At 61.0% G+C, this 22,364-nt stretch carries 23 protein-coding genes; 14 read left to right on the forward strand and 9 right to left on the reverse strand.

Features of this window, described 5'->3' with window-relative positions:
• Window positions 1-543: ABC transporter permease (locus tag B3F77_RS02940; RefSeq protein ID WP_293603506.1), on the forward strand; the 543-nt coding region annotated here is incomplete at its 5' end.
• A 133-nt stretch (window positions 544-676) separates the two neighbouring features.
• Here B3F77_RS02940 and pcaG read toward each other — a convergent pair.
• Complete coding sequence (gene pcaG / locus B3F77_RS02945) at window positions 677-1,276, reverse strand: protocatechuate 3,4-dioxygenase subunit alpha (protein WP_293603507.1); 600 nt, start codon at window positions 1,274-1,276, stop codon at window positions 677-679.
• Window positions 1,277-1,294: 18 nt separating this feature from the next.
• On the reverse strand, window positions 1,295-2,008 hold the full coding sequence (gene pcaH / locus B3F77_RS02950) for a protocatechuate 3,4-dioxygenase subunit beta (RefSeq protein WP_293603508.1): 714 nt from the start codon (window positions 2,006-2,008) through the stop codon (window positions 1,295-1,297).
• A 131-nt stretch (window positions 2,009-2,139) separates the two neighbouring features.
• Here pcaH and pcaQ point away from each other — a divergent pair, with 131 nt between their 5' ends.
• Window positions 2,140-3,099: a pca operon transcription factor PcaQ gene (gene pcaQ / locus B3F77_RS02955; protein ID WP_293603509.1), complete on the forward strand. Its 960-nt coding sequence runs from the start codon at window positions 2,140-2,142 to the stop codon at window positions 3,097-3,099.
• On the opposite strand, the gene B3F77_RS02960 is transcribed toward pcaQ, so the two are convergent.
• On the reverse strand, window positions 3,096-4,055 hold the full coding sequence (locus B3F77_RS02960) for a class I SAM-dependent methyltransferase (RefSeq protein ID WP_293603510.1): 960 nt from the start codon (window positions 4,053-4,055) through the stop codon (window positions 3,096-3,098). The two genes, pcaQ and B3F77_RS02960, sit on opposite strands and share 4 nt — an antisense overlap.
• A 219-nt stretch (window positions 4,056-4,274) precedes the next feature.
• On the opposite strand from B3F77_RS02960, the gene B3F77_RS02965 reads away from it, so the two are divergent.
• The 4 genes from B3F77_RS02965 (at window position 4,275) to B3F77_RS02980 (ending at window position 8,258) form a co-directional block, all read left to right on the forward strand.
• Window positions 4,275-5,324 carry a serine/threonine protein kinase gene (locus tag B3F77_RS02965; protein WP_293603511.1) on the forward strand — a complete coding sequence of 350 codons (1,050 nt, stop codon included), beginning with the start codon at window positions 4,275-4,277 and terminating at the stop codon, window positions 5,322-5,324.
• A 152-nt stretch (window positions 5,325-5,476) separates the two neighbouring features.
• Complete coding sequence (locus tag B3F77_RS02970) at window positions 5,477-6,445, forward strand: tripartite tricarboxylate transporter substrate binding protein (protein ID WP_293603512.1); 969 nt, start codon at window positions 5,477-5,479, stop codon at window positions 6,443-6,445.
• Window positions 6,446-6,485: 40 nt separating this feature from the next.
• Window positions 6,486-7,478, forward strand: coding sequence for a tripartite tricarboxylate transporter substrate binding protein (locus B3F77_RS02975; RefSeq protein ID WP_293603513.1), 993 nt, complete (start codon window positions 6,486-6,488; stop codon window positions 7,476-7,478).
• 84 nt (window positions 7,479-7,562) lie between these two features.
• Entirely contained in the window at window positions 7,563-8,258 is a 696-nt protein-coding gene (locus B3F77_RS02980) for a molybdate ABC transporter substrate-binding protein (protein ID WP_293603514.1), read from the forward strand.
• Window positions 8,259-8,290: 32 nt separating this feature from the next.
• Here B3F77_RS02980 and htpG read toward each other — a convergent pair whose 3' ends face one another.
• From htpG to B3F77_RS03000, 4 genes are all read right to left on the reverse strand, one after another.
• Complete coding sequence (gene htpG / locus B3F77_RS02985; protein ID WP_293603515.1) at window positions 8,291-10,195, reverse strand: molecular chaperone HtpG; 1,905 nt, start codon at window positions 10,193-10,195, stop codon at window positions 8,291-8,293.
• Window positions 10,196-10,389: 194 nt separating this feature from the next.
• On the reverse strand, window positions 10,390-10,743 hold the full coding sequence (locus tag B3F77_RS02990) for a hypothetical protein (protein ID WP_293603516.1): 354 nt from the start codon (window positions 10,741-10,743) through the stop codon (window positions 10,390-10,392).
• The gene (locus B3F77_RS02995; RefSeq protein ID WP_293603517.1) at window positions 10,740-11,024 is read right to left on the reverse strand and encodes a toxin-antitoxin system TumE family protein; all 285 of its coding nucleotides are present in this window, start codon (window positions 11,022-11,024) and stop codon (window positions 10,740-10,742) included. The genes B3F77_RS02990 and B3F77_RS02995 overlap by 4 nt, the downstream gene beginning before the upstream one ends.
• A 19-nt stretch (window positions 11,025-11,043) precedes the next feature.
• Entirely contained in the window at window positions 11,044-11,382 is a 339-nt protein-coding gene (locus tag B3F77_RS03000; protein ID WP_414702944.1) for a DNA-binding protein, read from the reverse strand.
• A gap of 275 nt (window positions 11,383-11,657) precedes the next feature.
• Between B3F77_RS03000 and B3F77_RS03005 the strand changes: the two genes are divergently transcribed.
• From B3F77_RS03005 to B3F77_RS03030, 6 genes are all read left to right on the forward strand, one after another.
• The gene (locus B3F77_RS03005) at window positions 11,658-12,149 is read left to right on the forward strand and encodes a hypothetical protein (RefSeq protein ID WP_293603518.1); all 492 of its coding nucleotides are present in this window, start codon (window positions 11,658-11,660) and stop codon (window positions 12,147-12,149) included.
• 50 nt (window positions 12,150-12,199) lie between these two features.
• Complete coding sequence (locus B3F77_RS03010; RefSeq protein ID WP_293603519.1) at window positions 12,200-12,748, forward strand: hypothetical protein; 549 nt, start codon at window positions 12,200-12,202, stop codon at window positions 12,746-12,748.
• Window position 12,749: 1 nt separating this feature from the next.
• Window positions 12,750-13,484, forward strand: a complete 735-nt coding sequence (locus B3F77_RS03015; protein ID WP_293603520.1) for a fimbrial biogenesis chaperone — start codon at window positions 12,750-12,752, stop codon at window positions 13,482-13,484.
• 154 nt (window positions 13,485-13,638) lie between these two features.
• Window positions 13,639-15,900: a fimbria/pilus outer membrane usher protein gene (locus B3F77_RS03020; protein ID WP_293603521.1), complete on the forward strand. Its 2,262-nt coding sequence runs from the start codon at window positions 13,639-13,641 to the stop codon at window positions 15,898-15,900.
• Window positions 15,897-16,802 carry a spore coat protein U domain-containing protein gene (locus B3F77_RS03025; protein WP_293603522.1) on the forward strand — a complete coding sequence of 302 codons (906 nt, stop codon included), beginning with the start codon at window positions 15,897-15,899 and terminating at the stop codon, window positions 16,800-16,802. Before B3F77_RS03020 ends, B3F77_RS03025 begins: the two co-directional genes overlap by 4 nt.
• A gap of 298 nt (window positions 16,803-17,100) precedes the next feature.
• Window positions 17,101-17,472, forward strand: a complete 372-nt coding sequence (locus tag B3F77_RS03030; protein ID WP_293603523.1) for a hypothetical protein — start codon at window positions 17,101-17,103, stop codon at window positions 17,470-17,472.
• A 338-nt stretch (window positions 17,473-17,810) separates the two neighbouring features.
• Here the strand turns inward: B3F77_RS03030 and B3F77_RS03035 are convergent, their stop codons facing one another.
• Together B3F77_RS03035 and B3F77_RS03040 are read right to left on the reverse strand one after the other, a co-directional pair.
• Window positions 17,811-18,659 carry a pseudouridine synthase gene (locus B3F77_RS03035; RefSeq protein ID WP_293603524.1) on the reverse strand — a complete coding sequence of 283 codons (849 nt, stop codon included), beginning with the start codon at window positions 18,657-18,659 and terminating at the stop codon, window positions 17,811-17,813.
• Window positions 18,660-18,707: 48 nt separating this feature from the next.
• Entirely contained in the window at window positions 18,708-19,427 is a 720-nt protein-coding gene (locus B3F77_RS03040) for a Crp/Fnr family transcriptional regulator (protein WP_293603525.1), read from the reverse strand.
• A 185-nt stretch (window positions 19,428-19,612) separates the two neighbouring features.
• On the opposite strand from B3F77_RS03040, the gene B3F77_RS03045 reads away from it, so the two are divergent.
• Complete coding sequence (locus B3F77_RS03045; RefSeq protein ID WP_293603526.1) at window positions 19,613-21,559, forward strand: AMP-dependent synthetase/ligase; 1,947 nt, start codon at window positions 19,613-19,615, stop codon at window positions 21,557-21,559.
• Window positions 21,556-22,338 carry an ABC transporter ATP-binding protein gene (locus B3F77_RS03050; protein WP_293603527.1) on the forward strand — a complete coding sequence of 261 codons (783 nt, stop codon included), beginning with the start codon at window positions 21,556-21,558 and terminating at the stop codon, window positions 22,336-22,338. Before B3F77_RS03045 ends, B3F77_RS03050 begins: the two co-directional genes overlap by 4 nt.
• The last annotated feature ends 26 nt before the right edge of the window (window positions 22,339-22,364 follow it).

A 22,364-nucleotide genomic window follows, 5' to 3' on the forward strand; every position in this document is an offset into this window, starting at 1 on the left:
TCGTTCGAGGCGCTGTACTCGGCTTTTTCGCGCATGCAGGTGCAGCGCACCTGGGACGGCATCATGAATGCGCCGGTGCGGCTGGATGATGTGGTGTTTGCCGAAATGCTGTGGGCGGCGTTCAAGTCGCTGTTTACCAGCGCCGTGATTCTGGGCGTGATGCTGGCCCTGGGCATCAGCCACAGCCCCCTGCTGCTGCTGGCGTTGCCGCTGCTCGGACTGGTGGGCATCGTGTTCGCCAGCATTGCGCTGATCTTCAACGCACTGGCCAAGGGCTATGACTTTTTTACCTACTACTTCTCGCTGTTCCTCACGCCCACCATGTTTTTGAGCGGCGTGTTTTTTCCGCGCGACCAGTTGCCGGGCGTGATGCGGGCGATGTCGGACTGGCTGCCCTTGACAGCCGCTGTGGAGCTGATTCGCCCGCTGTTTCTCGGCCAGTGGCCAGCCCAGGCGCCACAGCACTTGGCGGTGCTGGTGGCGTACGCGGTCCTGGGGTTCTGGGTCGCACTGGCGCTCACGCGCAAGCGCTTTCGCAACTGACGGCATCGGCGGCCGTTTCCGTCGTTTTCTTAAGGAAAAAAGGTCTTTTCCCCAATAGGGACGGGCGCAAGCAGCTATTATTTAAATAGCAAACTTGGTGCACCGCGGTCACTGGCGCCGGTGAGAAGCAAGCTCAAAGGTCGAAGAAAACCGTCTCATTGCCGTGCCTGCTGTCCTGCATGTGAATGTCAAAACGGTAGACCGGTCCCGCGCCCGTCATTTCACGCTTGGCAAGCAGGGTGGCGCGCCGCTCGGCGGGCACACTGGACAAGACGGCATCCTGGCTGTTGGCGGCCGCTTCGTCGTCAAAGTAAATCCGCGTGAAGGTGTGCACCAGCAGGCCACGCATGGTGACGCACACGGTGATAAACGGCGCCTGCCCTGGCGCTGCGATGCCGGGCTTGACGGTATCGAACACAAAGTGGTGCTGCCCCAGCGTGCCGGTGCCGCAGCGGCCAAAACCAGCGAAGCCTTTGGCTTCGGCGTCAAGCACCGAGGTGATGGGCTGGCCGCTGGCGTCGGGCTGGCTGATTTCAATCATGGCGTCGCCGACCGACTGGCCTGCGCCGTCGAAGATCTGGCCGGTGATGCGGATGTGCTCGCCCTGGGCGTGCGGCTGGGCCATCAGCGGGTTGAACAGGCTTTTGAAGTCGTAGCCGTATTGCGTGGGCGTAAGGCCGTAGGCAAAGTAAGGGCCTACGGTTTGCGAGGGGGTCTGCTGGAGTTTGCTCATGATGATGCTTGGCCTCATTTATTCAAAACGCGTGGCGTTTGCGCCGCGCAGCACGATGTCGAATTCATAGCCCAGCGCGAAGTCGGGCTCGGTCACGTCGAGGCTGAATTTGGACACCATCAGCTCGCGCGCGTTTTCAGGCACGCCCTGGTAGATCGGGTCGTAGGCCAGCAGCGGATCGCCGGGGAAATACATCTGCGTCACCAGGCGGCTGGCAAAGTAGTCGCCGAACAGCGAAAAGTGAATATGGTTGGGCCGCCAGGCGTTGGGGTGGTTGCCCCAGGGGTAGGCGCCGGGCTTGACGCTCTTGAAGCTGTAGCGGCCCTGCTCGTCGGTCATGCAGCGGCCAGCACCCAGGAAGTTCGGGTCCAGCGGCGCGTTGTGCTGGTCCACCTTGTGCACGTAGCGGCCGGCGGCATTGGCCTGCCAGACCTCGACCAGCGTATTGCGCACCGGACGGCCGTCTTCGTCCATGACGCGGCCGGTGACGATGATGCGTTCGCCCAGCGGCTCGCCGTTCTTGATGGCGTTTTTCGTCAGGTCATGGTCGAGCGGGCCGAACTGGTCGGCGCCATACACCGGCGCATTAAGCTGGGCCAGCGCCTGCTTCAGTGGCAGCAGCGCTTTCGTCGGTCCGCGCAGCAGCGTCGATTTGTAGCCAGGAGAAATAAGGGGCGAGTGGCAGTTCCAGTCGCGCGGGGCAAGGTAACTATCTTGAAGGTCTGGTTTCATCAATGTCTCCGAAGGTCATCAGGGGGGACTGAATTCGGGAATTCAGGCGTGGCGGGAACTTTAATAGATAGCAATGGTTATGTAAATTAACTTTTTTTAGCCTTATCCATAACCAGGGATAATAGTTAGCCATGACTCATGAGCACATCAAATTCAGGCATTTGCAGTGTTTTCTGGCGGTGGCGCAACATGGCAGCCTGCAAAAAGCCGCAGGCGTGCTGTCCATCACCCAGCCCGCCGTTTCCAAAACACTCAAGGAGCTTGAGGGCATGCTGGCGGTGCGGCTGTTTGAGCGCGGCCGCAAGGGCGCGCTGCTGACCCATGAGGGTGAAGCCTTCATGCGCCACGCCGGCGCCAGCGTCACTGCGCTGCGCGAAGCGGTCGCCAGCGTGGCGCAAACGCGCCGTCACGGCAGCGCCGTGGTCACGCTGGGCGTGCTGCCCACGGTGGCGCCGTGGCTGATGCCGCAACTGCTGCTGCATCTGGACCAGTCTGGCCCTGGCACCGACATGGGCACCAGCCTGCGCATCCATACCGGATCCAACCCGGAGCTGCTGGCGCAACTGCGCCAGCGCCAACTGGACCTGGTGATCGGCCGGTTTGCCGAACCCGCCCAGATGCTGGGCCTGACATTTGAGCACCTGTACGCCGACCCGCTGGTGCTGGCCGTGCGTCCGAGCCATCCCCTGCTTCAGGACCCGGCCCTGCAAGCCAATCCGCTGGCCCATCTGCAGACCTTCACGGTCATCCTGCCCACGCCGGGCACGGCCATCCGGCACACGGCCGACAGCTTTTTGCTGACGCGCGGGCTGGGCCCGCTGGCGCGCACCATTGAAACCCTGTCGGTCTCCATTTCGCGCAGCTACACCGCCGGCAGCAACGCGGTGTGGTTTTGTCCCCTGGGCGCCGTGCGGCCGGATCTGGACAGCGGTGCGCTGGTGCCGCTGCCTGTCAGCATGGCGGGCACTGAGGAACTGGTGGGCCTGACACTGCGCGCCGACATGGTTCTCACACAGGCGCAGCGCGAAGTGATCAGCGCCATCCGGCTGCTGGCAGCGGAGCGCCAGCGAGCCAACCCACAGGCGGTTTAGGGAAGCTCTGCCGGCACCGCAAAACGCGTGCTCAGCTCGCCCAGGCCCAACTCCTCCAGCACCTGCTGCAAACGCGCTTGCGCTGCACGGGTTTTGCCAGGCTTGGGCGTTGCCGGGCGGCTGGCCAGGATGAGTTCGTTTTTCATCGAATGCTCCCAGCCCACCAACTCGGTCACAGTGACCTCGTAGCCGCTGGCTTCCAGCTGCAGGCAGCGCAGCACGTTGGTGATCTGGCTGCCAAACTCACGCGCGTGCAGCGGGTGGCGCCAGAGCTCGGCCAGCGGGGTTTTGACCATCGCCAGCGCCTTGTTTCTTTTCAGCATGCCGGCCACCTCGGCCTGGCAGCAGGGCACCAGCACCATGTGGCGCGCGTGCTTGGCCAGGCCAAAGGCAATCGCGTCATCGGTGGCCGTGTCGCAGGCGTGCAGGGCCGTCACGATATCCACGGTCTGCGGCAACTCTGCAGACAGGGTCGCCTGCTGCACCGACAGGTTTAAAAACGACATGCGCGCAAAGCCAAGCCGGGCCGCCAGCGTGCGCGATTTTTCCACCAGTTCGGCGCGGGTCTCGATGCCGTAGATATGCCCCGCTGTTTTCCGGCCCTGGTGCGCCACGTTGAAAAACAGGTCGTAAAGAATGAAACCCAGGTAGGACTTGCCGGCGCCGTGGTCGGCCAGCGTGAAGTCCCGGTCATTGGCTGACACTTCCTGAAGCAGCGGCTCGATGAACTGGTAGAGGTGATAGACCTGCTTGAGCTTGCGCCGGGTGTCCTGGTTGAGCTTGCCCTCGCGCGTGAGGATGTGCAGCTCCTTGAGCAACTCGATGGATTGACCAGGCCGAATCTCTTCAATGACTTGCGCGGCCGTGCCAGCCTTCGTGGCCTGTGGCGCAGACGAGGTCTGGCCCGGCATGTTGCGGGAGGGCTTGCCGGCGCGTGGTGTGCTGTGGTTTTGCATGACCCTGCAGTTTAGTGTGATGCCGCACGTCATGAGCGCTCATGGCGGCCGCATGCTGGTCGCTGCGCGCGCTGTGCTACCCCGGGGCTCCAGCAGCCGCTATACTTTTAATAGCTATTCACGCCCGTTGATACTGGGCTGTAGGCCTTTTTTATCCCTAAAACCTTCCATAAACAGACCATGCCTTGCTGCGAGTAACCCTCTCGCCGACAATCGGGCATGACTGAAAATAACAAGGCCGCTCCGGCACGCGACGCTGTCCACGCCTACGAGAGCTTGACACCCGACGTGGTGCTCGACGCGCTGGCCAGCGTGGGCTTGACTGGAGATGGGCGCCTGATGGCGCTGTCCAGCTACGAAAACCGGGTTTACCAGATTCATCTGGAGAGCCCTGCCGGTAGCGCGGATTCGGCGGGCGACGTGGTGGTCGCCAAGTTTTACCGGCCGGGCCGCTGGAGCGATGCGCAAATTACCGAAGAACATGCGTTTGCCGCCGAACTGATGGCGGCCGAAATACCGGTGGTCGGCCCCCTGGAACTGGAAGGCTCTACCCTGCACCATTTCGGCGGTTTCAGTTTCAGCGTTTCGCCCAGCCGCGGCGGACGCCGACCCGAACTCGAGAACCTGGACGTGCTGGAATGGATAGGCCGTTTTCTGGCACGCATCCACACCGTAGGCAGTGCCCGGCCTTTCACCCACCGCCCCGAGCTGAACCTGACCACCTTTGGCACCGCGTCGGCCGAGCTGTTGCTGGCGGGCGGCTATGTACCGCTGGACATGGAGTCGCGCTGGCGCAAGGCCTTCGAAGTGGCGATGGGGGTGGCGCAAAGCGTGTTTGAGAGCGTGGGCGATGTGCCGAGCCTGCGCCTGCATGGCGACTGCCACCCCGGCAATATCCTGTGGACGCCCCAGGGCTTGCCGGGCGCCGGCCCGCATTTTGTCGACCTGGACGACGCCCGCAGCGGCCCGGCCGTGCAGGACTTGTGGATGCTGCTGTCGGGCGACCGCGCGCAGTGCACCCAGCAACTGGGCGCGCTGGTCGACGGCTATGACGAGTTCGGCGAATTTGACCGGCGCGAACTGGCGCTGATTGAACCCCTGCGCACGCTGCGACTGGTTCACTACAGCGCCTGGCTGGCGCAGCGCTGGCACGACCCGATTTTCCCGATCAATTTCCCCTGGTTCGGCTCCAGCGACTACTGGAAAGGCCAGGTCAACATGCTGGAAGAGCAGACCGAAGCCATGCAGGAAGCGCCCCTGGTGGCCTAAGCGGCCTTCGCCGACCCATCCCTCCCTGCACCGGCGCCGTGCTGCAACTAGGGATTGCGATGATGGCCGAAACGCCGGAACCCGTTAGCATGTCGTGACAGGCAGCACCCCCGACCACCTGTAGTCGGCCGCTCGTCTACCAGGAGAAATGCATGAAACGTCGGTCCCTGCTGCTGGCCAGCCTTCTTATAGCTACGGCCAGCTGGTGCGCCGCACAAGGCGCTTGGCCCACCAGAGCCGTGACCATGATCGTGCCCTTCCCGCCCGGCGGTCTGGCTGACCTGGTGGCCCGGCCCGTGGCAGAAGCCATGTCGCGCAATCTCGGTCAACCGGTGGTGATTGAAAACAAGGCGGGCGCAGGAGGCGGCATTGGCATGGGCCTGGCCGCCAAAGCCAAACCCGATGGCTACACCATCCTCATGGCGCTGTCATCGCTGACCGTGATCCCGGAAGCCGACGTCTTGCTGGGCCGGCCCGCCATGTTTTCACTGTCGGACCTGCGGCCCATTGCCCGCTTCACGGCCGACCCGACGGTGCTCGCCGTGCGTGCCGATGCGCCCTGGAAAACCGCTCAGCAGTTCATTGCCGATGCGAAAAAACGCCCCGGCGCCATCAACTATGGTTCGTCGGGCAACTACGGCACCATGCATGTGCCCATGGAAATCCTGGCGCAAAGCGCCGGTGTCAAGCTGACGCACATCCCGTTCACCGGGGCAGGCCCGGCCGTGGTCGCGCTGCTGGGCGGCCAGATCGATGCGGTTTCGTCGGGGCCGGCCACCGTGTTGCAGCAGGTCAAGGCCGGCAAGCTGCGCGTGCTGGCGCACTGGGGCAACGGCCCGCTGGGCGCACTGCCCGAAGTTCCCAGCCTGAAAGACGCCGGTTTCAATGCCGAGTATGCGCAGTGGTCCGGGCTCTTCATACCGCAGGCCACGCCAGAGCCCATTGCACAGCGCCTGCGCGCCGCTGCCAAAGCCGCAGCGCAGGACGCCAGGGTCAAAGAGGTCATCCTGGGCGCGGGCAGCCCGGTGCAGTACCAGGACAGCCCGGAATTTGAACAGTATGTGCAGGCCGATGCCAAACGCATGGCCGGTGTCGTCCAACGCATGGGCAAGGTGGAATAAACCGCCCGGCCCTCGCAACCTGTTCCCAACGGAGAATCTCATGCGTCCTGATTTCATGCGTCCTGGTTTTATTCGGTCACTGATGCTTGCCTTCGGCATGGCGTCCGCGGCAGCCGCCCTTCCCGCGCTGGCCCAGACCTATCCCGCCAGGCCGGTCCGGGTGGTGGTGCCCTTTGCAGCGGGCGGCCCGGCCGACGTGTATGCACGCGTCATGGCCCAGCGTTTGCAGGAAGCGCTGGGGCAGCCCTTCGTGGTGGACAACCGGCCCGGCGCGGGCTCGGTGATTGGCACCGACGCGGTGGCGAAGTCGGCGCCCGACGGCTACACCCTGCTGCTCATGTCCAATGCCCACACCGTGAACGAGTCACTGATCCCGAACAAGCCGTTTCAGCTGATGCGTGACTTTGTGGCGATTGCGCCTATCAACTACTCCGACCTCGTGCTGGTGGCCAACCCGGCCTTGCCGGTGTCCACCCTGAAAGACCTGATCAGCCAGGCCAAGGCCAAGCCTGGCAAGTTCAACTATGCCTCCTCGGGTCCGGGCACGCCGTACCACATGGCCGGCGAGCTGTTCAAAAGCATGGCGGGCGTCTCTCTGGTGCATATCCCCTACCGCGGGAGTTCGGGTGCGCGCACCGATGTGATCGGCGGCCAGGTCGACGTGATGTTTGACGCGGTCACCACCATGGCCGAGCAGGTGAAGGCCGGCAAGGTCAAGGCCCTGGCCACCACCGGCAAGCAACGCTCCGAAGTGCTGCCCAATGTGCCCACCATGAGCGAAGCGGGTGTGCCCGGCTATGAAGCCACCATCTGGCTGGGCCTGATGGCGCCCCGCGGAACGCCCAAAGCAGTGGTCGACAAGCTCAACGACGCGGTCTCAAAAATTGTCGCCCAGCCCGAGATCCGGCAACTCTGGGGCAAGCAGGGTGCCGTGCCCCTGGTGATGACACCCGAGGTGTTTGATAAATACATACGTGACGACATCGTCAAATGGGCGCGCGTGATCAAAACCGCCCACATCAATGTTGACTGAATTCCACCAGCTGCCTCCGGGCTTTACAGCTTCTGGCAAGCTGGTTTTGCAACTTCAATATCCATTTCAACTTTCAGGTACCTCATGACACTCATTCATCTGCTCAGCGGTGGCGCAGCCCAGGGGCTGGTGACGCAGCTCGAAGACCGTTTTCTGGCGCAACACCAATGCAGCATCAGCGCCAGTTTTGGCGCTGTCGGCATGATGAAAGACAGTTTGCTCGCGGGCGCGCCCTGCGACGTTCTCATCCTCACCGAGGCGTTGATCAGCCAGCTCACCGCCCGCGGCGAGGTCGTTTCCGGCAGCGCCCATGCGCTTGGCGTGGTGAAGACGGGTGTCGCCGTCAAAACCGGCGCGCCAATGCCTGCGGTGGGCAGTCCCGCTGAACTGAAAGCAGCACTGCAGGCCGCGCAGGGCATTTACTTTCCCGATCCGGTCAAGGCGACCGCAGGCATTCACTTCATGAACGTGCTGAAGCAACTCGGCCTTGACGCCGAGCTCGCCGACCGGCTCCGCCCATTTCCCAACGGTGCCACAGCCATGGCAGCCATGGCGCAAGCCGCAGGCCCCGGGCTCATCGGCTGCACCCAGGTGACCGAGATTCTCTGCACGCCAGGCGTTGAGCTGGTCGCGCCGCTGCCCAAAGAATTTGAGCTGGCCACCGTTTACACTGCGGCGCTATGCGCGCGGGCCACCCAGCCGCAGGCGGCGCGTGACCTGATCGGGCTGCTGGTCAGCGCAGACGCCGCAGCGCTGCGCCGGTCGTGCGGCTTTGAGTAGAGCGTCAGCGGGCTGGCGTTGTCACGCCAGCGTCAGGCTTTTTCAAGCAGCTGATTGACGCGCCGCACATAAGCGGCAGGGTCTTCCGGCAGGCCGCCCTCGGCCAGCAGGGCCTGGTCAAACAGGATCTGGGCCAGGTCGTCAAAGCTGGCGGCGTTGCCGGCGCTGTCGAGGGCTTCCAGCTTTTTGACCAGCGGATGCTGGGCATTGATTTCCAGAATCGGCCTGACTTCAGGCACGGGCTGGCCAGCCTGCTTGAGCATGCGGGCCAGCTGGGTGGACATGTCGCCGCCCTCCACCACCAGGCAGGCGGGTGAATCGACCAGACGCGTCGTAGCGCGCACATCCTTGGCTTTGTCCTTGAGGGCTTCCTTGAGCTTGTCGAGCACGGGCTTGAACTGGGTCTGCGCTTCCTCTAGCGCCTTTTTCTCGTCTTCGTCCTGCAGCTTGCCCAGATCGACCGCGCCCTTGGCCACCGACTGCAGCGGCGTGCCGTCGAACTCGTGCAGGTAGTTCAGCGCCCACTCGTCCACGCGGTCGGCCATCAGCAGCACTTCAATGCCCTTCTTGCGGAAAATCTCCAGCTGCGGGCTGCTTTTGGCGGCGGCCAGCGTGTCGGCGGTGATGTAGTAAATCGCATCCTGGCCGTCCTTCATGCGGGCCTTGTAGTCGGCAAAGCTCACGGTCACCGTGTCGGTGATCGAGCTGGCAAAGCGCAGCAGCCTGGCCAGGCGCTCGCGGTTGGCGGAATCTTCGCCCAGGCCCTCCTTGAGCACGGCGCCAAACTCGGCGTAGAAGCTGGCAAATTTTTCCGGCTCGTTGGCGGCCAGGTCTTCAATCATCGACAGCACGCGGCGCGTGTTGCCTTCGCGAATCGCCTTGACGGCGCGGCTTTCCTGCAGCAGCTCGCGCGACACATTCAGCGGCAAATCGGACGAATCGACCACGCCTTTGACAAAACGCAGGTAGCTCGGCAGCAGCGCCTGGGCATCGTCCATGATGAAGACGCGCTTGACGTACAGCTTCACGCCCGCAGCCTTGTCGCGGTTGAACATGTCCATCGGTGCCTTGGCCGGGATGAACAGCAGCTGGGTGTATTCGGTAGCCCCTTCCACGCGATTGTGCGTGGTGGCCAGCGGCGCCTGGTTGTCGTAGCTGATCTGCTTGTAGAACTCGTCGTAGTGCTCTTGCGTGATGTCTTTTTTGGCACGCGTCCAGAGCGCCGCCGCCTGGTTGACGATTTCCCATTCGCCGGTGGCGACCATCTCGCCGGGCTGATCGTTTTCGCCTTCTTTCCAGGCTTCCTTGGGCATCAGGATGGGCAGCGAGATGTGGTCGGAATATTTGTTGATGATGCCCTTGAGCTTCCAGGCGTTCAGGTAATCGTGCGCATCGTCTTTCAGGTGCAGGATGACGCTGGTGCCGCGCTCGGCGCGTTCAATCTCGCTGACCTCGAACTCGCCCGTGCCTTCGCTACTCCAGCGCACGCCCTGGGCTGCGGGCAAGCCGGCGCGTCGGCTTTCCACCGTGATGCGGTCGGCCACGATGAAGCCCGAATAAAAGCCCACGCCAAACTGCCCGATCAGCTGCGCATCATTTTTCTGGTCGCCCGACAGCTTGGCCATGAAGTCGCGCGTGCCGCTCTTGGCGATGGTGCCGAGATGCTCAATCGCCTCCTGCTGCGACAGACCGATGCCATTGTCGGCAATGGTCAGGGTCTTGGCCGCCTTGTCAAAGCTCACGCGCACCTGGAGCTCGGCATCGGTTTCATACAGCGCCGCGTCATTGAGCCCCTCAAAACGCAGCTTGTCGCAGGCGTCTGACGCATTGGAGATCAGCTCGCGCAGGAAGATTTCGGGATTGGAATACAGCGAATGCGTGACCAGCTTGAGCAACTGGGCGACTTCGGCTTGAAAGGAAAGGGTTTGCTTGGACATTGTGGGTTTGAAGGTCTAACAATTGAAATCGAAAATCAGCGTCCCGGAACCGGCGCGCGGATTCTCAATTATGGGCGATGCCTCTGGTTTCAAGAGTTGTCAGGAGTGTCGTCGCCCAATGTTCTCCAGCATCTTCCTCACCTCTGCCCCATCGGCGATGATGGATCGGTCACGTTCAGGTTTTGGCTGCCTGTTTAAGCGGCCTTCAGGACCATGTCGATGTGCATGGAAGAGAAGGGGCACACCACGCCGCCGCTTTGCGTACGCTCTAGCAGGCCCAACTCAGCCAGCGTTGTCACATCTTCGTGCACGCGCTTCACGTCGCGCCTGACCGCTCGGGCCAGCTCCCGCACAGACAGTTCACCCTTACCCTGGCAAGCCCGCACAATCTCCCAGCGTTTCTCAGACAACTGGCCAAAGAAGTCGCCAGGACTTTCAAAATTCAATACTTCACCTTGGTAAGTACCGGCTTTGGCTGACTGCCCGGCGGCGCGCAATGCGCCCTGCCAGTCTGCTTTCATAGTGATGGTGAGGTAACGATTGTTCATGCTGATCTCCTGGCGGTCACGGCCGCAATAAAGTCTTCAACCAACTGTTCGACGCTGACAAAGGTGTAGGGAAGTTCCTGTCCGTCCAAATGGCAGTGGTCGCCCTTGCCACGCTCATTGTCAAAGCCCACAATGCGCGCACCATTGCGGGCGTAAACCGCGCGGTATTTGTAGCCATGCTCTGTGGGCGGGACTGGCGCAGGAACCTTCCATATCACCAGTTCAATCACCCCGCCTTCGGGTGTGATGTTCTTGAACCTGGTAATCAATTGGGCCTGCATGTTGGCGATTATGCCAACATCAGAACCCGTGGTCAATCAATGGGTTCCATCGAGCCGACTGCGGTGCCGTGCCCTTCGGGGACAACGAGCGGTAAAGCGCCTCCCGGCTGATGCCGGCCTGCGCCGCAACCATCCCCAAACCACCGTAGGCTTCGGCCACGGCACGCAATGCCAAAAGGCCTGCTGCACGGTTGTCGGGATCGTCCAGTTCCTCCAGCGCGGCCTTCAGATACGCAACGGCAAACTGCCGATCAGCACGCAACTCCTTGATGCCCAGGTGCTCAATCGCTTCCTGCTGCGACAGGCCGATGCCCTTGTCGGTAATGGTCAGGGTTTGGGAATGAGCTTGTGTTGGCATGGTCAGGATCAATAGGTTTCAAAGTTGTTACATATTTACAGGGAAATCCGGGCAGGCATGCCACCTATGGCGCTATTTACGGTTTGTCACACCAGCCTGTTGGACCTTGATTTGGCATAAAACCAGTAATCTCCATGTAATTGCGTGACAAATACCACATTTTCCCTGGGTTGCGGACGGAAAGTTCTTGGCCAATCTGCAATGTTTGGTTACAGTCGAGCTACTTTCCCTTTCAAGTCGTTTCATTTTTATTTTATTTCCACTTGGAGACCCCCATGAAAAAGATCCTTTCCATCGCCGCCCTGAGCATGTTGACCTTGTCGGGCCTCTTGACCGCGCCTGCGCAGGCTGCTACCGCCGTGCAATCTCCAACTTTTAATGTCAACATCGGATTGACCTCTGTTTGCCAAATATCAACTCTGCCGACCGCCGCATTCACTTACACATCGTTCGGCGCACAGGCGACCACCGCCAGCAGTTTTGATGTGCGCTGCACGAATGGTCTTCCGATAACCTCCATTCGTTTGGACGACGACGCTGGCGGCATTGCAACAGGCTTGACGCAGAGCTACACGGATCAAGCAACCAACCTCATCTACAGTTTGACTTTGGGAAGCGTACCCACGGCGGGCTCTGGTTTTGCTCAGACTGTGACTTTGAATGGGCTCATGGGAGCCAGCCAAGGGGGTAACTGCGCCGTAGCCGGTGGCGCGTGCACCAACAGTGCCAGTACCAACAAAAGTCGTACCCTGACGATCACCTACTAATCCATTAGTACTCCGTAGCACCCTCAGCAGCCCCAGAAACATCGACACTCATGAGCGCAAAGCTCGTCCTCGGTGTTTCCCTGCTGCTGGCTGCAGCGGCCAGTTTCGCGGGCGGCGCAAGCGGGCAGTTCGCGGTCCAGATCACCCTGAACAACAACAGCAACAGCAACAGCATTTGTACCAGTGCAAGCGGTTCAGCGGCTGGCAGCTCGTCGGTGCAAGTACAGTGCACCAGCAACGTCTTCGTTGAGATTGCGCCGGTCACTCCCCAGGCAGCTGGCCGCTTCATGCCGGGCTTTCTCCCCGCCCGTGACTCCTTGCTGCCGGACTACTGCCGCAACGAGCAGATGGGTCTGGCCGGCCAGATGGCGCGCATCGCCTGCGGCCTGGATGACGATCAAGGCCCGCTGGCCTATGCCGATGATGAAGCGGATGAGGGATGGAAGGTGGAGAGCCAGCTTTATGCCGTGGACACCCATGCCACGCAAGCGCAAACGGCCCTCCTGCGTCTTGAGGACAAACGGGGCACGCTGCTGGCGCTTCGCGTCGCCCACGCCGATGGTCACTTTGGACCCGTCGAGATGCTGATATCCTTCTGAGATGAACACCACTTCCAAGCACCCATGCCGCCCCGTCACGTACGCGCTCCTGCTGGCCCTGCTGATGCCATGGACCGCGGCCAGCGCGGGTGTTTTTTCCGTCACCCCGGTGCGGCTGTATATGACGCCGCGCGACCGGGCGATTGCCGTGACCCTGACCAACGAGGGCGATAGCGCCGTCGTCCTGCAGGCCGACATCAATAGCTGGAGCCAGAAGCCCGATGGCACCGACGAACTGGTGCTGACCGAAGACCTGATCCTGGCCCCGCCCATCATCAAGCTGGCCCCCAAGGCCAGGCAGGTGGTGCGGCTGGCCCTGCTCAAACCGGCTGACGCCAGCAAGCAGCTGACCTACCGCATGATCATTCGCGAAGTCCCAGAAGCCCTGCCCAGCACCGGCATTCAGGTGCCGATTGCGCTGGCCCTGAGCATGCCGGTGTTTATCACTCCCCCCGCGGCCAAACGCCAGATGGACTGCAGCACCAGCCCTGCCGATGCCACGGCCGTGAACCTGCGTTGCAGCAATACCGGAACGGCCTATGCGCAAATCCGCGAAGCGGCGATCAAGCGTGGCGAGCAGACGCTGGCCCGCTTTGAAGGTGGCAGTTATATCTTGCCGGGCGCCAGCAAGACCGTCAGCCTCAAAAGTGAAAAAACCGTGCCCGCAGGCCAGGCCCAACTGGTGATCACGTTCGACGACGGACAAAACCTGACGACCAGCATCACGCTGCCCTGAGCTGTTCCGTATGCAGAGGAGGTGTCTGTGGTTTTTGCGAAGGCATTCCCTGTCGGTTGCCACTGCAATGCTTTGCTGCGGTCTGCCGGTGCATGCCCAAACCACGGCGCCCGCTAACGTTCCGCCAACGGCCCGCGCAGCCAAGGACCGCCTGATGCCACTGGAAGTGTTCATCAACAGCGCCAAAGGCGGCGTCTGGACCCTGCTGGAGCGCAATGGCATTTTGTACGCCCCGGAAGATGCCTTCGAGGAATGGCGCCTGGTTCCCCGCTCCAGCGCGCAGGATATCCAGTTTCGGGAGCAGAAGTGGTACCCCCTGTCGGCCATTCCCGGATTTGAGGCCAGGCTCAATTTTGCCGAGCAGTCGCTCGATCTGGTGTTTTCCCCTGCGTCTTTCAATGCGGTTCGCCTGACTCAGGAAGCCGCGTTGCGGCCTCCGCTGTCGCCATCCATCCCTGCCGTATTTGCCAACTACGACCTGAACTACACCACCAGCCGCAGCAGCAGCGCCCTGGGCAGCAGCGTGCAGGCCCGGGACCTGAGCGCTTTGACCGAGCTGGGTGCCTCGGGGCAATGGGGCTTGTTTACCAGCAGCTATGTCGGTCGCAGCCTCATGACGCAAGACCCCACGGTCGACGCCTCCTGGCGCCGTCTTGAAAGCACCTACACGCGCAATTTTCTGGACAGCACCAGCACGCTGCGGCTCGGCGACAGCACCACGCGCGCGGGCATCTCCGCACGCTCGGTTTACTTTGGTGGTTTGCAGTTCAGCAAGAATTTTTCCCTGCAGCCCGGCTTCATGACCCAGCCGATTCCCACCGTGACCGGCCTGTCGGCCGCCCCCAGCACGGTGGAGCTGTATGTCAATGATGCCCTGCGGCAAACCTCGAAGGTGCCCGCCGGGCCGTTCAGCATTGACAACTTCCCGGCACTGACCGGCGCAGGGGAAGCCCGGGTGGTGGTGCGCGACATTCTGGGCCGCGAAACCGTCATCACCCAGCCTTTTTTCAGCAATGCCAGCCTGCTCGAGGAGAAGCTGAGCGACTGGAGCTTCGAGCTGGGAGCCATCCGCCGCAACCTCGGTACCGACAACGCCAATTACGGCCCCCGGTTTGTCTCAGGCCTCTGGCGCCAGGGCCTGAGCAAAAGCCTGACCGTCGAGGGCAACGGCGAGTTGTCCCTTCCACTGAGCCGCGTGGGCCTTGGGGCCAGTTACGGACTGCCGCTTCAGATGCTGGGACAAACCGCGTTGTCGGTCAGCCGCAGCGATGCTACCGGCAGTGGCCACAACTGGCGGGTAAGCGCCGAGCGCAGCGGCCTGCGCCATGGCTTTTCTTTCAGTGCCGAGGGTGCATCGCGCGGCTACCGGCAGCTCGGCATTGACACGGCTTCCCCCCTGCCGCGCCTGCAAACCACCGCCAGTTACAGCTACAGCACTGATAATTTTGGAGCCTTCAGCCTGGGCTATGCGGGCTTTGACAACTATGACCTGGGCAAGCTCAACACCGTCAGCCTGAACTACACCGTGCGTATCGGGCAACGCAGCGCACTGACCCTGACCGCCACCAAACTCAGTGGCATGACGTCCGGCACATCGGTCGGTGGCTTTCTGGTGGTGCCGCTTGACAACCGCGTCACGCTGGCTTCGGGTGTGACCCGCCGCAGTGGCACGACCGAGAGCTATGTGAACGCCAGCCAGGCCCTGACGACCGAAACCGGCTGGGGCTGGCGAACCGCGCTGGGGCGGCGTGCCGACGGGAGCTACGCCGAAGGCGGTGCTTATTTTCAGGGCACCAAAGGACTGTTTGCCGCCGACCTGAGCAGCAGCCAAAGCCAGCAAAACATGCGCCTGGGTCTGCTCGGCGGAGCCGTTCTGGCCGACGGCCAGCTGTTTGCCACGCGCCGGGTACAAGACAGTTTCGCCATCGTGGAGGTGCCGGGTTATGCCAATGTGGGCGTGGGTTTCCAGGGCAGCATGCTGACCCGGACCAACGCCGACGGCGTCGCGCTGCTGCCCCGCCTGCTGCCCTTCCAGCGCAACAGCGTGCGGCTGGACCCGACCGAGTTGCCCATCAGCGCCGAGCTCGATTCGATTGAGCAGGAAGCCGTCCCCGCCCTGCGCAGCGCGGTTAAGATCACCTTCCCGGTTCGCTCGGGTCGCGGCGCCTTGATCCGCATCGTGCTCGACGATGGCGAGCCCGCACCCGCTGGTGCCGAGATCGAGCTGGTGGGCGACAAGAAAGAATTTTTCGTGGCGCGGCGCGGTGAGGCCTTTGTAACGGGCCTGCAAGCCACGAATCGTTTGCGCCTGAAGTGGAACGGCGCCAACTGCACCTTCAACGTCGCGTTGCCGCCCGGCAACCTGGAAGACATCACACGGGTAGGCCCGGTAAGTTGCAACGGAGTAAAACGATGACCAGTCCTTACGCATGGCGGTTTGCCGCGGTAGTTTTACTGAGCACTTGCGCGCTGCAGGCCAAAGCAACCATCACTTGCACAGTCAGTACATCGGGCTTCACGTCGGTGTATTCCGAAACCATCACGACCGCCAACGACAGTCAAGGCACGTTCACTGTCAGCTGTACCCGAAGCCAGCCAGCATCAGACCCAACGACCTTTGTGTACGCCCTGCGGGCCAACAACGGCTTGAATCAGGCCAGCGGAGGGCTTAATCAGGCTACTAACGGAAGCGGTACTGCCAACAATATCACCTACGAGCTGTATCTCAACAGTACTTACGCCACGTCATGGGGCAGTAGAGGGACAACCGATTTCGACGGTGTGGTGAATTTCGGTAATGCGTCCACCACCTACGCCACCGACACAAAGACTTTTTATGCCAGGGTCTTTCCACTACAAAACGTGAACGCAAAGACATTCACAGACACGGTGACCTTGTCTTTGCGAAACTCAAACGGCAACACGGTTGACACCAGCCCGCTAGGTGTCACCATCATTAACACGGCTTCTTGCCAGTTCACTACAATGCCGGGCCCGATTCAGCTCGACTACACCTCATTTCAAGCGGCTGCATCAACCGGGAACACGCCTTATGCGGTACGCTGCACCAATGGCACCAGCTACTGGCTGTCTCTGGACGCGGCCCCACCCCCTGCCGTGACCACAGTCATCGGTACCGCCGGTGCGGTCAATCTTCCCTATTCCCTGACTCTCAGCTCCGGCAGCGGCTCCATCACCGGCACCGGCGTCCCTCAAAGCTACAGTATCAACGGCTCGATCGCAGCCGGCCAATCGGGCACTTGCGCAACGGGCAGCTGCAGCGCGTCAGAACCCCACACGCTCTACATCGGGTTCTGATCAGCCATGTAGTCGTGCTTGGCCCAGCGTAACCCGACATCTGCAAGGCGGCTTGGTCGCCCTGTTGAACGGTGATGGTGGCGGTGGTTTTCCCTGATGAGCCGCTGCAGCAAATGCCTGTCGGGTTAGGCCCTGCGGGCTAGTCCGACTTATGGGTTTCTCAACCCGTTCAAAGCAACACAACAGAATTTGTCAAATTTGATGAATTTATGCACACATGAATCTAAATTAATTAGTTGTATTAAATTTATCATTTTGATAAAATTCATGGGCCTTAATGATTTTAGGAGTTCGGATCATGCGGACTTTCAAAATAGCCCTTATTGTTATAGCGATGCAGTTTCTGCTCGGAATTTGTGGTGCTGTTCAAGCGCAGACCAGCACAGCCTCCTTCGGGGTCACGATCCTGCTGCGCACCTTCAGTGAAACGGTCACGGCAGACCACCAATGTACCCACAGCGGGCAATCCGGCGAACACACGGACACCTTACGTATCAGCTGCCCGGCCACGGTGGATGTGCAGGCCATTACCAGAGCGTCCACCAGCAAAACCGGGCAAAACCAGAAGATGAATGGCGAGCCGGGCCAGCCTGATCGCCAGGACCTCATGCTGGTCGCCGGCAAACCGGTGACTTCGACAGATCCGATTGAATTGACAATTTCTTGGTGAAACGATGCCAAACGCGCCGTTTTAAACAGAAACAATCAGACAGGAACCGGCCAAGGTGAATGCGGTCTTGCGCCGCATTGCACGGACATTCATGAGGCTACGCCAGCCACCCCATTTTGCTATTAAGTTAATAGCTGTTCATGCACGTCACATCTGGGGAAAAGCTGTTTTTGATGCCTAAAAACAGGTCCTTTGAAAGCCAGTTGGACGCTTTGCGACCCATTTTTAAGCTCAATTTATGTATAAAAACAAGCTCTAGCCCAATAGCAGCGAGCGCAAGCAGCTATTAACTTAATAGCAGTCAAACGCTCTCCGCAGCCCCGGCAGGTTGCGCTGCTTCAAAACCGTTCGTGCGGCGCCAGGTAGCGCCATTGGCCTATCGGCAGATGGCCGAGGTTGACATGGCCTATGCGCACGCGTTTGAGCCCCGTCACAAAAAGCCCGACCTGCTCGCACATGCGGCGAATCTGGCGTTTTTTGCCTTCCTTGAGCACAAAGCGCAGTTGCTCGGGGTTTTGCCAGTCCACCTGCGCCGGCCGCAAGGCTTGCCCGTCCAGGCTCAGGCCGTGGCGCAGCAAAGCGAGTTTCTCGGGTGGAAATACCGCTTGCACGTTAACCGTCTCAGCGCCGTAGCTGACGCGCACCAGGTACTCTTTTTCAATCGAAGAATCTTCGCCAATCAGTTGCCGCGCCACGCGGCCGTCCTGCGTCAGCACCAGCAAGCCAATCGAGTCGATGTCGAGCCGGCCAGCCGGCGCCAGGCCGCGCAATTGCTCAAAGCCCCAGCGCATGCGGCTGTTGCATTCGCGCCAGCGGTTTTGCGGTTGCACCAGCACCACGGCCGGCTCGTGGCCATCTTCAGCCTGGCCGCTGACATAACCGACCGGCTTGTTGATCAGGATGGTGACTTGCTGGCGCTGCTGCTGCTCGGCTTCGCGCGCCACTTCAATGCGCGCGTCGGCGGCGACGGGCTGGCCCATCACGGCGGGCAGGTCGTTCACGCGCACCCAGCCTCGCGCAATCCAGTCATCGGCTTCGCGGCGCGAGCACAGGCCGAGTTCGGCCATGCGTTTGTTCAGCCGCACCGTGACGGCAGCGGTGCCGGGAGCGGGAGCGGGCGCTTTCTGGACGCGCACCGCAGCGCCAGCGGGCACGGGTGCTGTTTTGGGTTTGAAGGAGTCTTGCATTTGCTATTTATTTTATAGCTGCCTGCGCACGTAAAACATGGGTTACAGCTACTTTTTATCTGAAGAAATACTGGACCGCAACGCGGCGAGGTCGAGCACGCGCAAGCCGCCGTATTCGACCCGGATGGTGCCTTGCGCCTGCAGCGTCGTTAGCGCTTCGTTGACGCGCTGGCGCGACAGTCCCACCAGGTAGGCCATTTCCTGCTGCGTGATGCGCAGGATTTCACCGACGCCCGGGTACAGCACCGGGTTGAACAAGGCGGCCAGGCTGCGTGCCACGCGCACATCAGGATTGTTCATGCGGTCGATTTCACGCGCGGCAATGAACTGGCCCAGCCGCTCGTTGAGCTGGTTCATCACGAAGCGGTTGAAGCCGATCGAATGGTCGAGCAGCCAGTGAAAGCTGTCTATCGGCAAGCCGGCCACCAGGCTTTTCCGCAGCGCCTGGATGTTGTAGCGGTAAGGCTCGCGCTTAAGCGCCGTGCCTTCGCCAAACCACCCACCGGGGGGCAGGCCGGTGAAGGTCATGGTCAGGCCCTGCGCGTTGTCGCTGCTCATCTTCAGCAGCCCCTCGACCACGCCAAACCAATAAGTCACCGGCTTGCCGACGCGGCATACGTAGTCGCCAGGTGCAGCGTCGCCCACCTGCAGCTCCGCCACTGCCCGTACACGCTCATCCGGCTGCAGCAAACGCAGCCATGGAATGCCTTGCAGCTCGTCAGGCGTGGGTGTCCTGCGGCGCTGGTGGAGGGTCAGGTCAGTGGACATGGGTGACAAAAGAGGGGCGACTTATCCGATAAACAGGGTCCTACCCGGGCACACCCCAGTAGGACTTACCCGGAAATTGTCGTTGCAATGACACCATGACGTCAAACGTGGTTCTACTATTCGTGTCATAGCAGCGGTTTTTCTTGACCGAAGGGCTGCGCTAAAACTGCAGACAAGGAACCGGAATGCAACTCACGTTCCCACGATTGCTGCTAAAGCATGCCGCCGAACGCCCAGGCGCTGCGGCCATGCGCGAAAAGGAATATGGCATCTGGCAGGCCCACAGCTGGGCCAGCATGGCAACGCTGGTTGAACATATTGCGTGTGGCCTGCACCAGGCTGGCCTGCAGCGTGGCGAACACATGGTGGTGATCGGTGCCAACCGCCCGCGCCTGTATGCCACCATGCTGGCCGCACAGTCGCTGGGGGCGATTCCCATCCCGCTGTACCAGGACGCCGTGGGTGCCGAATGCGTCTTCCCCATCACCAACGCCGACGTCCGTTTTGCCATGGTGGAAGACCAGGAGCAGGTCGACAAGCTCCTTGAAATTCGCGACCGCTGCCCGGACCTGGGCAACATCATTTTTGACGACCCGCGCGGCCTGCGCAATTACGACGAGCCTGGACTGGTGTCGCTGGACCAGCTGATCGAATCAGGCCGGGCCTTGGCTGGAAGCCAACCCTTTCTGTTCAAGACAGAAGTCGACAAAATCAGCCCCGACGACGTGGCCGCTATGTTTTTTACCTCGGGCACGACCGGCAACCCCAAAGGCGTGGTGCACACCCACGCGACCCTGCTGGACCGCGCGCAAGCGGGCGCGGAATTTGACAAGCTCACGACCAGCGAAGAAGTGCTGGCCTACCTGCCGCCCGCCTGGATCGGCCAGAACATCTTCAGCTATGCCCAGTGGCTGGCCTGCGGATATGTGGTGAACTGCCCCGAAAACGCAAGCACAGTGACGATTGACCTCAAGGAAGTCGGCCCAACGTATTACTTTGCCCCGCCGCGTGTGTTTGAGGGCCTGCTCACCAGCGTGATGATCCGCATGGAAGACGCCGGACGCATCAAGCGCGGCATGTTCAAGTTCTTCATGGAGGTAGCCAAACGCGTGGGGCCCCAGCACATGGATGGCAAGCCGGTGGGCTTCGCGCAGGCACTGCTGTACGGCCTGGGCAACCTGCTGGTGTATGGCCCCCTGCGCAACAACCTGGGCTTTTCGCGCGTGCGCGTGGCCTACACCGCCGGCGAAGCCATTGGCCCGGACCTCTTCACTTTTTACCGATCCATCGGCATCAACCTAAAGCAACTCTACGGCTCCACCGAAACCGCCGTGTTTGTCTGCCTGCAGCCCGATAACGAAGTGCGCGCCGACACGGTCGGCGTGCCGATTCAGGGCGTGCAGATCATGGTCGCTGACAACGGTGAAATTCTCGTCAAGTCGGCCGGCCTGCTCAAGGAATACTATAAAAACCCGACAGCGACCGCGGAAGTATTGACTGTAGACGGCTGGTACCACACCAGCGACGCGGGCTTTATTGACGCGCGCGGCCACCTCAAGATCATTGACCGCGTGAAGGACGTGGGCCGCCTCAAGGGAGGCGTCCATGACGGCGCCATGTTCGCGCCCAAGTATGTCGAGAACAAGCTCAAGTTTTTCCCGTACATCAAGGAAGTCGTGGCCTATGGGGATAGCCGTGAAAAAGTCTGCGTCTTCATCAATATCGATTTTGATGCGGTGGGCAACTGGGCCGAACGGCGCAACCTGCCCTACGCGGGTTATACCGATCTGGCGCAAAAACCCGAGGTCTACCAGCTCGTCAAGGAGTGCGTCGAAAAGGTCAATGCCGACCTGAGCGTCGATGTCTTGCTGGCCGGTTCGCAAATCAGCCGCTTTCTGGTGCTGCACAAGGAACTGGACGCCGACGATGGCGAGTTGACCCGTACCAACAAGGTGCGCCGTGGTTTCATCGCAGAGAGATACCAGCCGCTGATTGACGCCCTGTACAGCGGCAAAACCGAACAGTTCATTGAAACCACGGTCAAGTTTGAAGATGGCCGCAGCGGCAGCGTGAGCGCCACGCTCAAGATTGGCGATAGCAGGACGTTTGCCCCGGTGAAGGCTGCAGCATGAGTAAAAAGATTGGTGACGTCATTCTTGATGTCCAAAACATCAGCTTGAGCTTTGGCGGGGTCAAGGCCCTCTCCAGCATTTCGTTCGATGTCAAAGAGCACGAAATCCGCGCCATCATCGGCCCCAATGGCGCGGGCAAAAGCTCCATGCTCAACTGCATCAATGGTGTCTACTCGCCGCAGCAGGGCTCCATCACCTTTCGCGGCCAGACCTTCAAGCACATGAACAGCCACCAGGTGGCAGTCATGGGCGTGGCGCGCACTTTCCAGAACCTGGCGTTGTTCAAAGGCATGAGCGTGCTCGACAACATCATGTCGGGCCGCAACCTCAAGATCAAAAGCAATCTGCTGCTGCAGGCCTTGCGCATCGGCCCGGCCGAGAAGGAAGAGTTCAAGCACCGCGAGGCGGTTGAAAAAATCATCGACTTTCTCGAAATCCAGGCCCACCGCAAAACGCCCGTCGGACAGCTGCCTTATGGCCTGCAAAAACGCGTGGATCTGGGCCGCGCCCTGGCGATGGAGCCGCAGATGTTGCTGCTCGATGAACCCATGGCCGGAATGAACGTGGAAGAAAAGCAGGACATGTGCCGTTTCGTGCTCGATGTGAATGACGAATTCGGCACCACCGTGGTGCTGATCGAGCACGACATGGGCGTGGTCATGGATATTTCAGACCGTGTGGTGGTGCTCGACTACGGCAAAAAAATCGGCGACGGCACACCCAACGAGGTGCGCAACAACGAAGACGTGATCCGGGCCTACCTTGGCGTGGAGCATTGACCATGTATTACGACGCCAAGATGGAT

Origin of the sequence: Polaromonas sp. UBA4122 (assembly GCA_002381615.1) — a bacterium.
GTDB lineage: Bacteria > Pseudomonadota > Gammaproteobacteria > Burkholderiales > Burkholderiaceae_C > Polaromonas.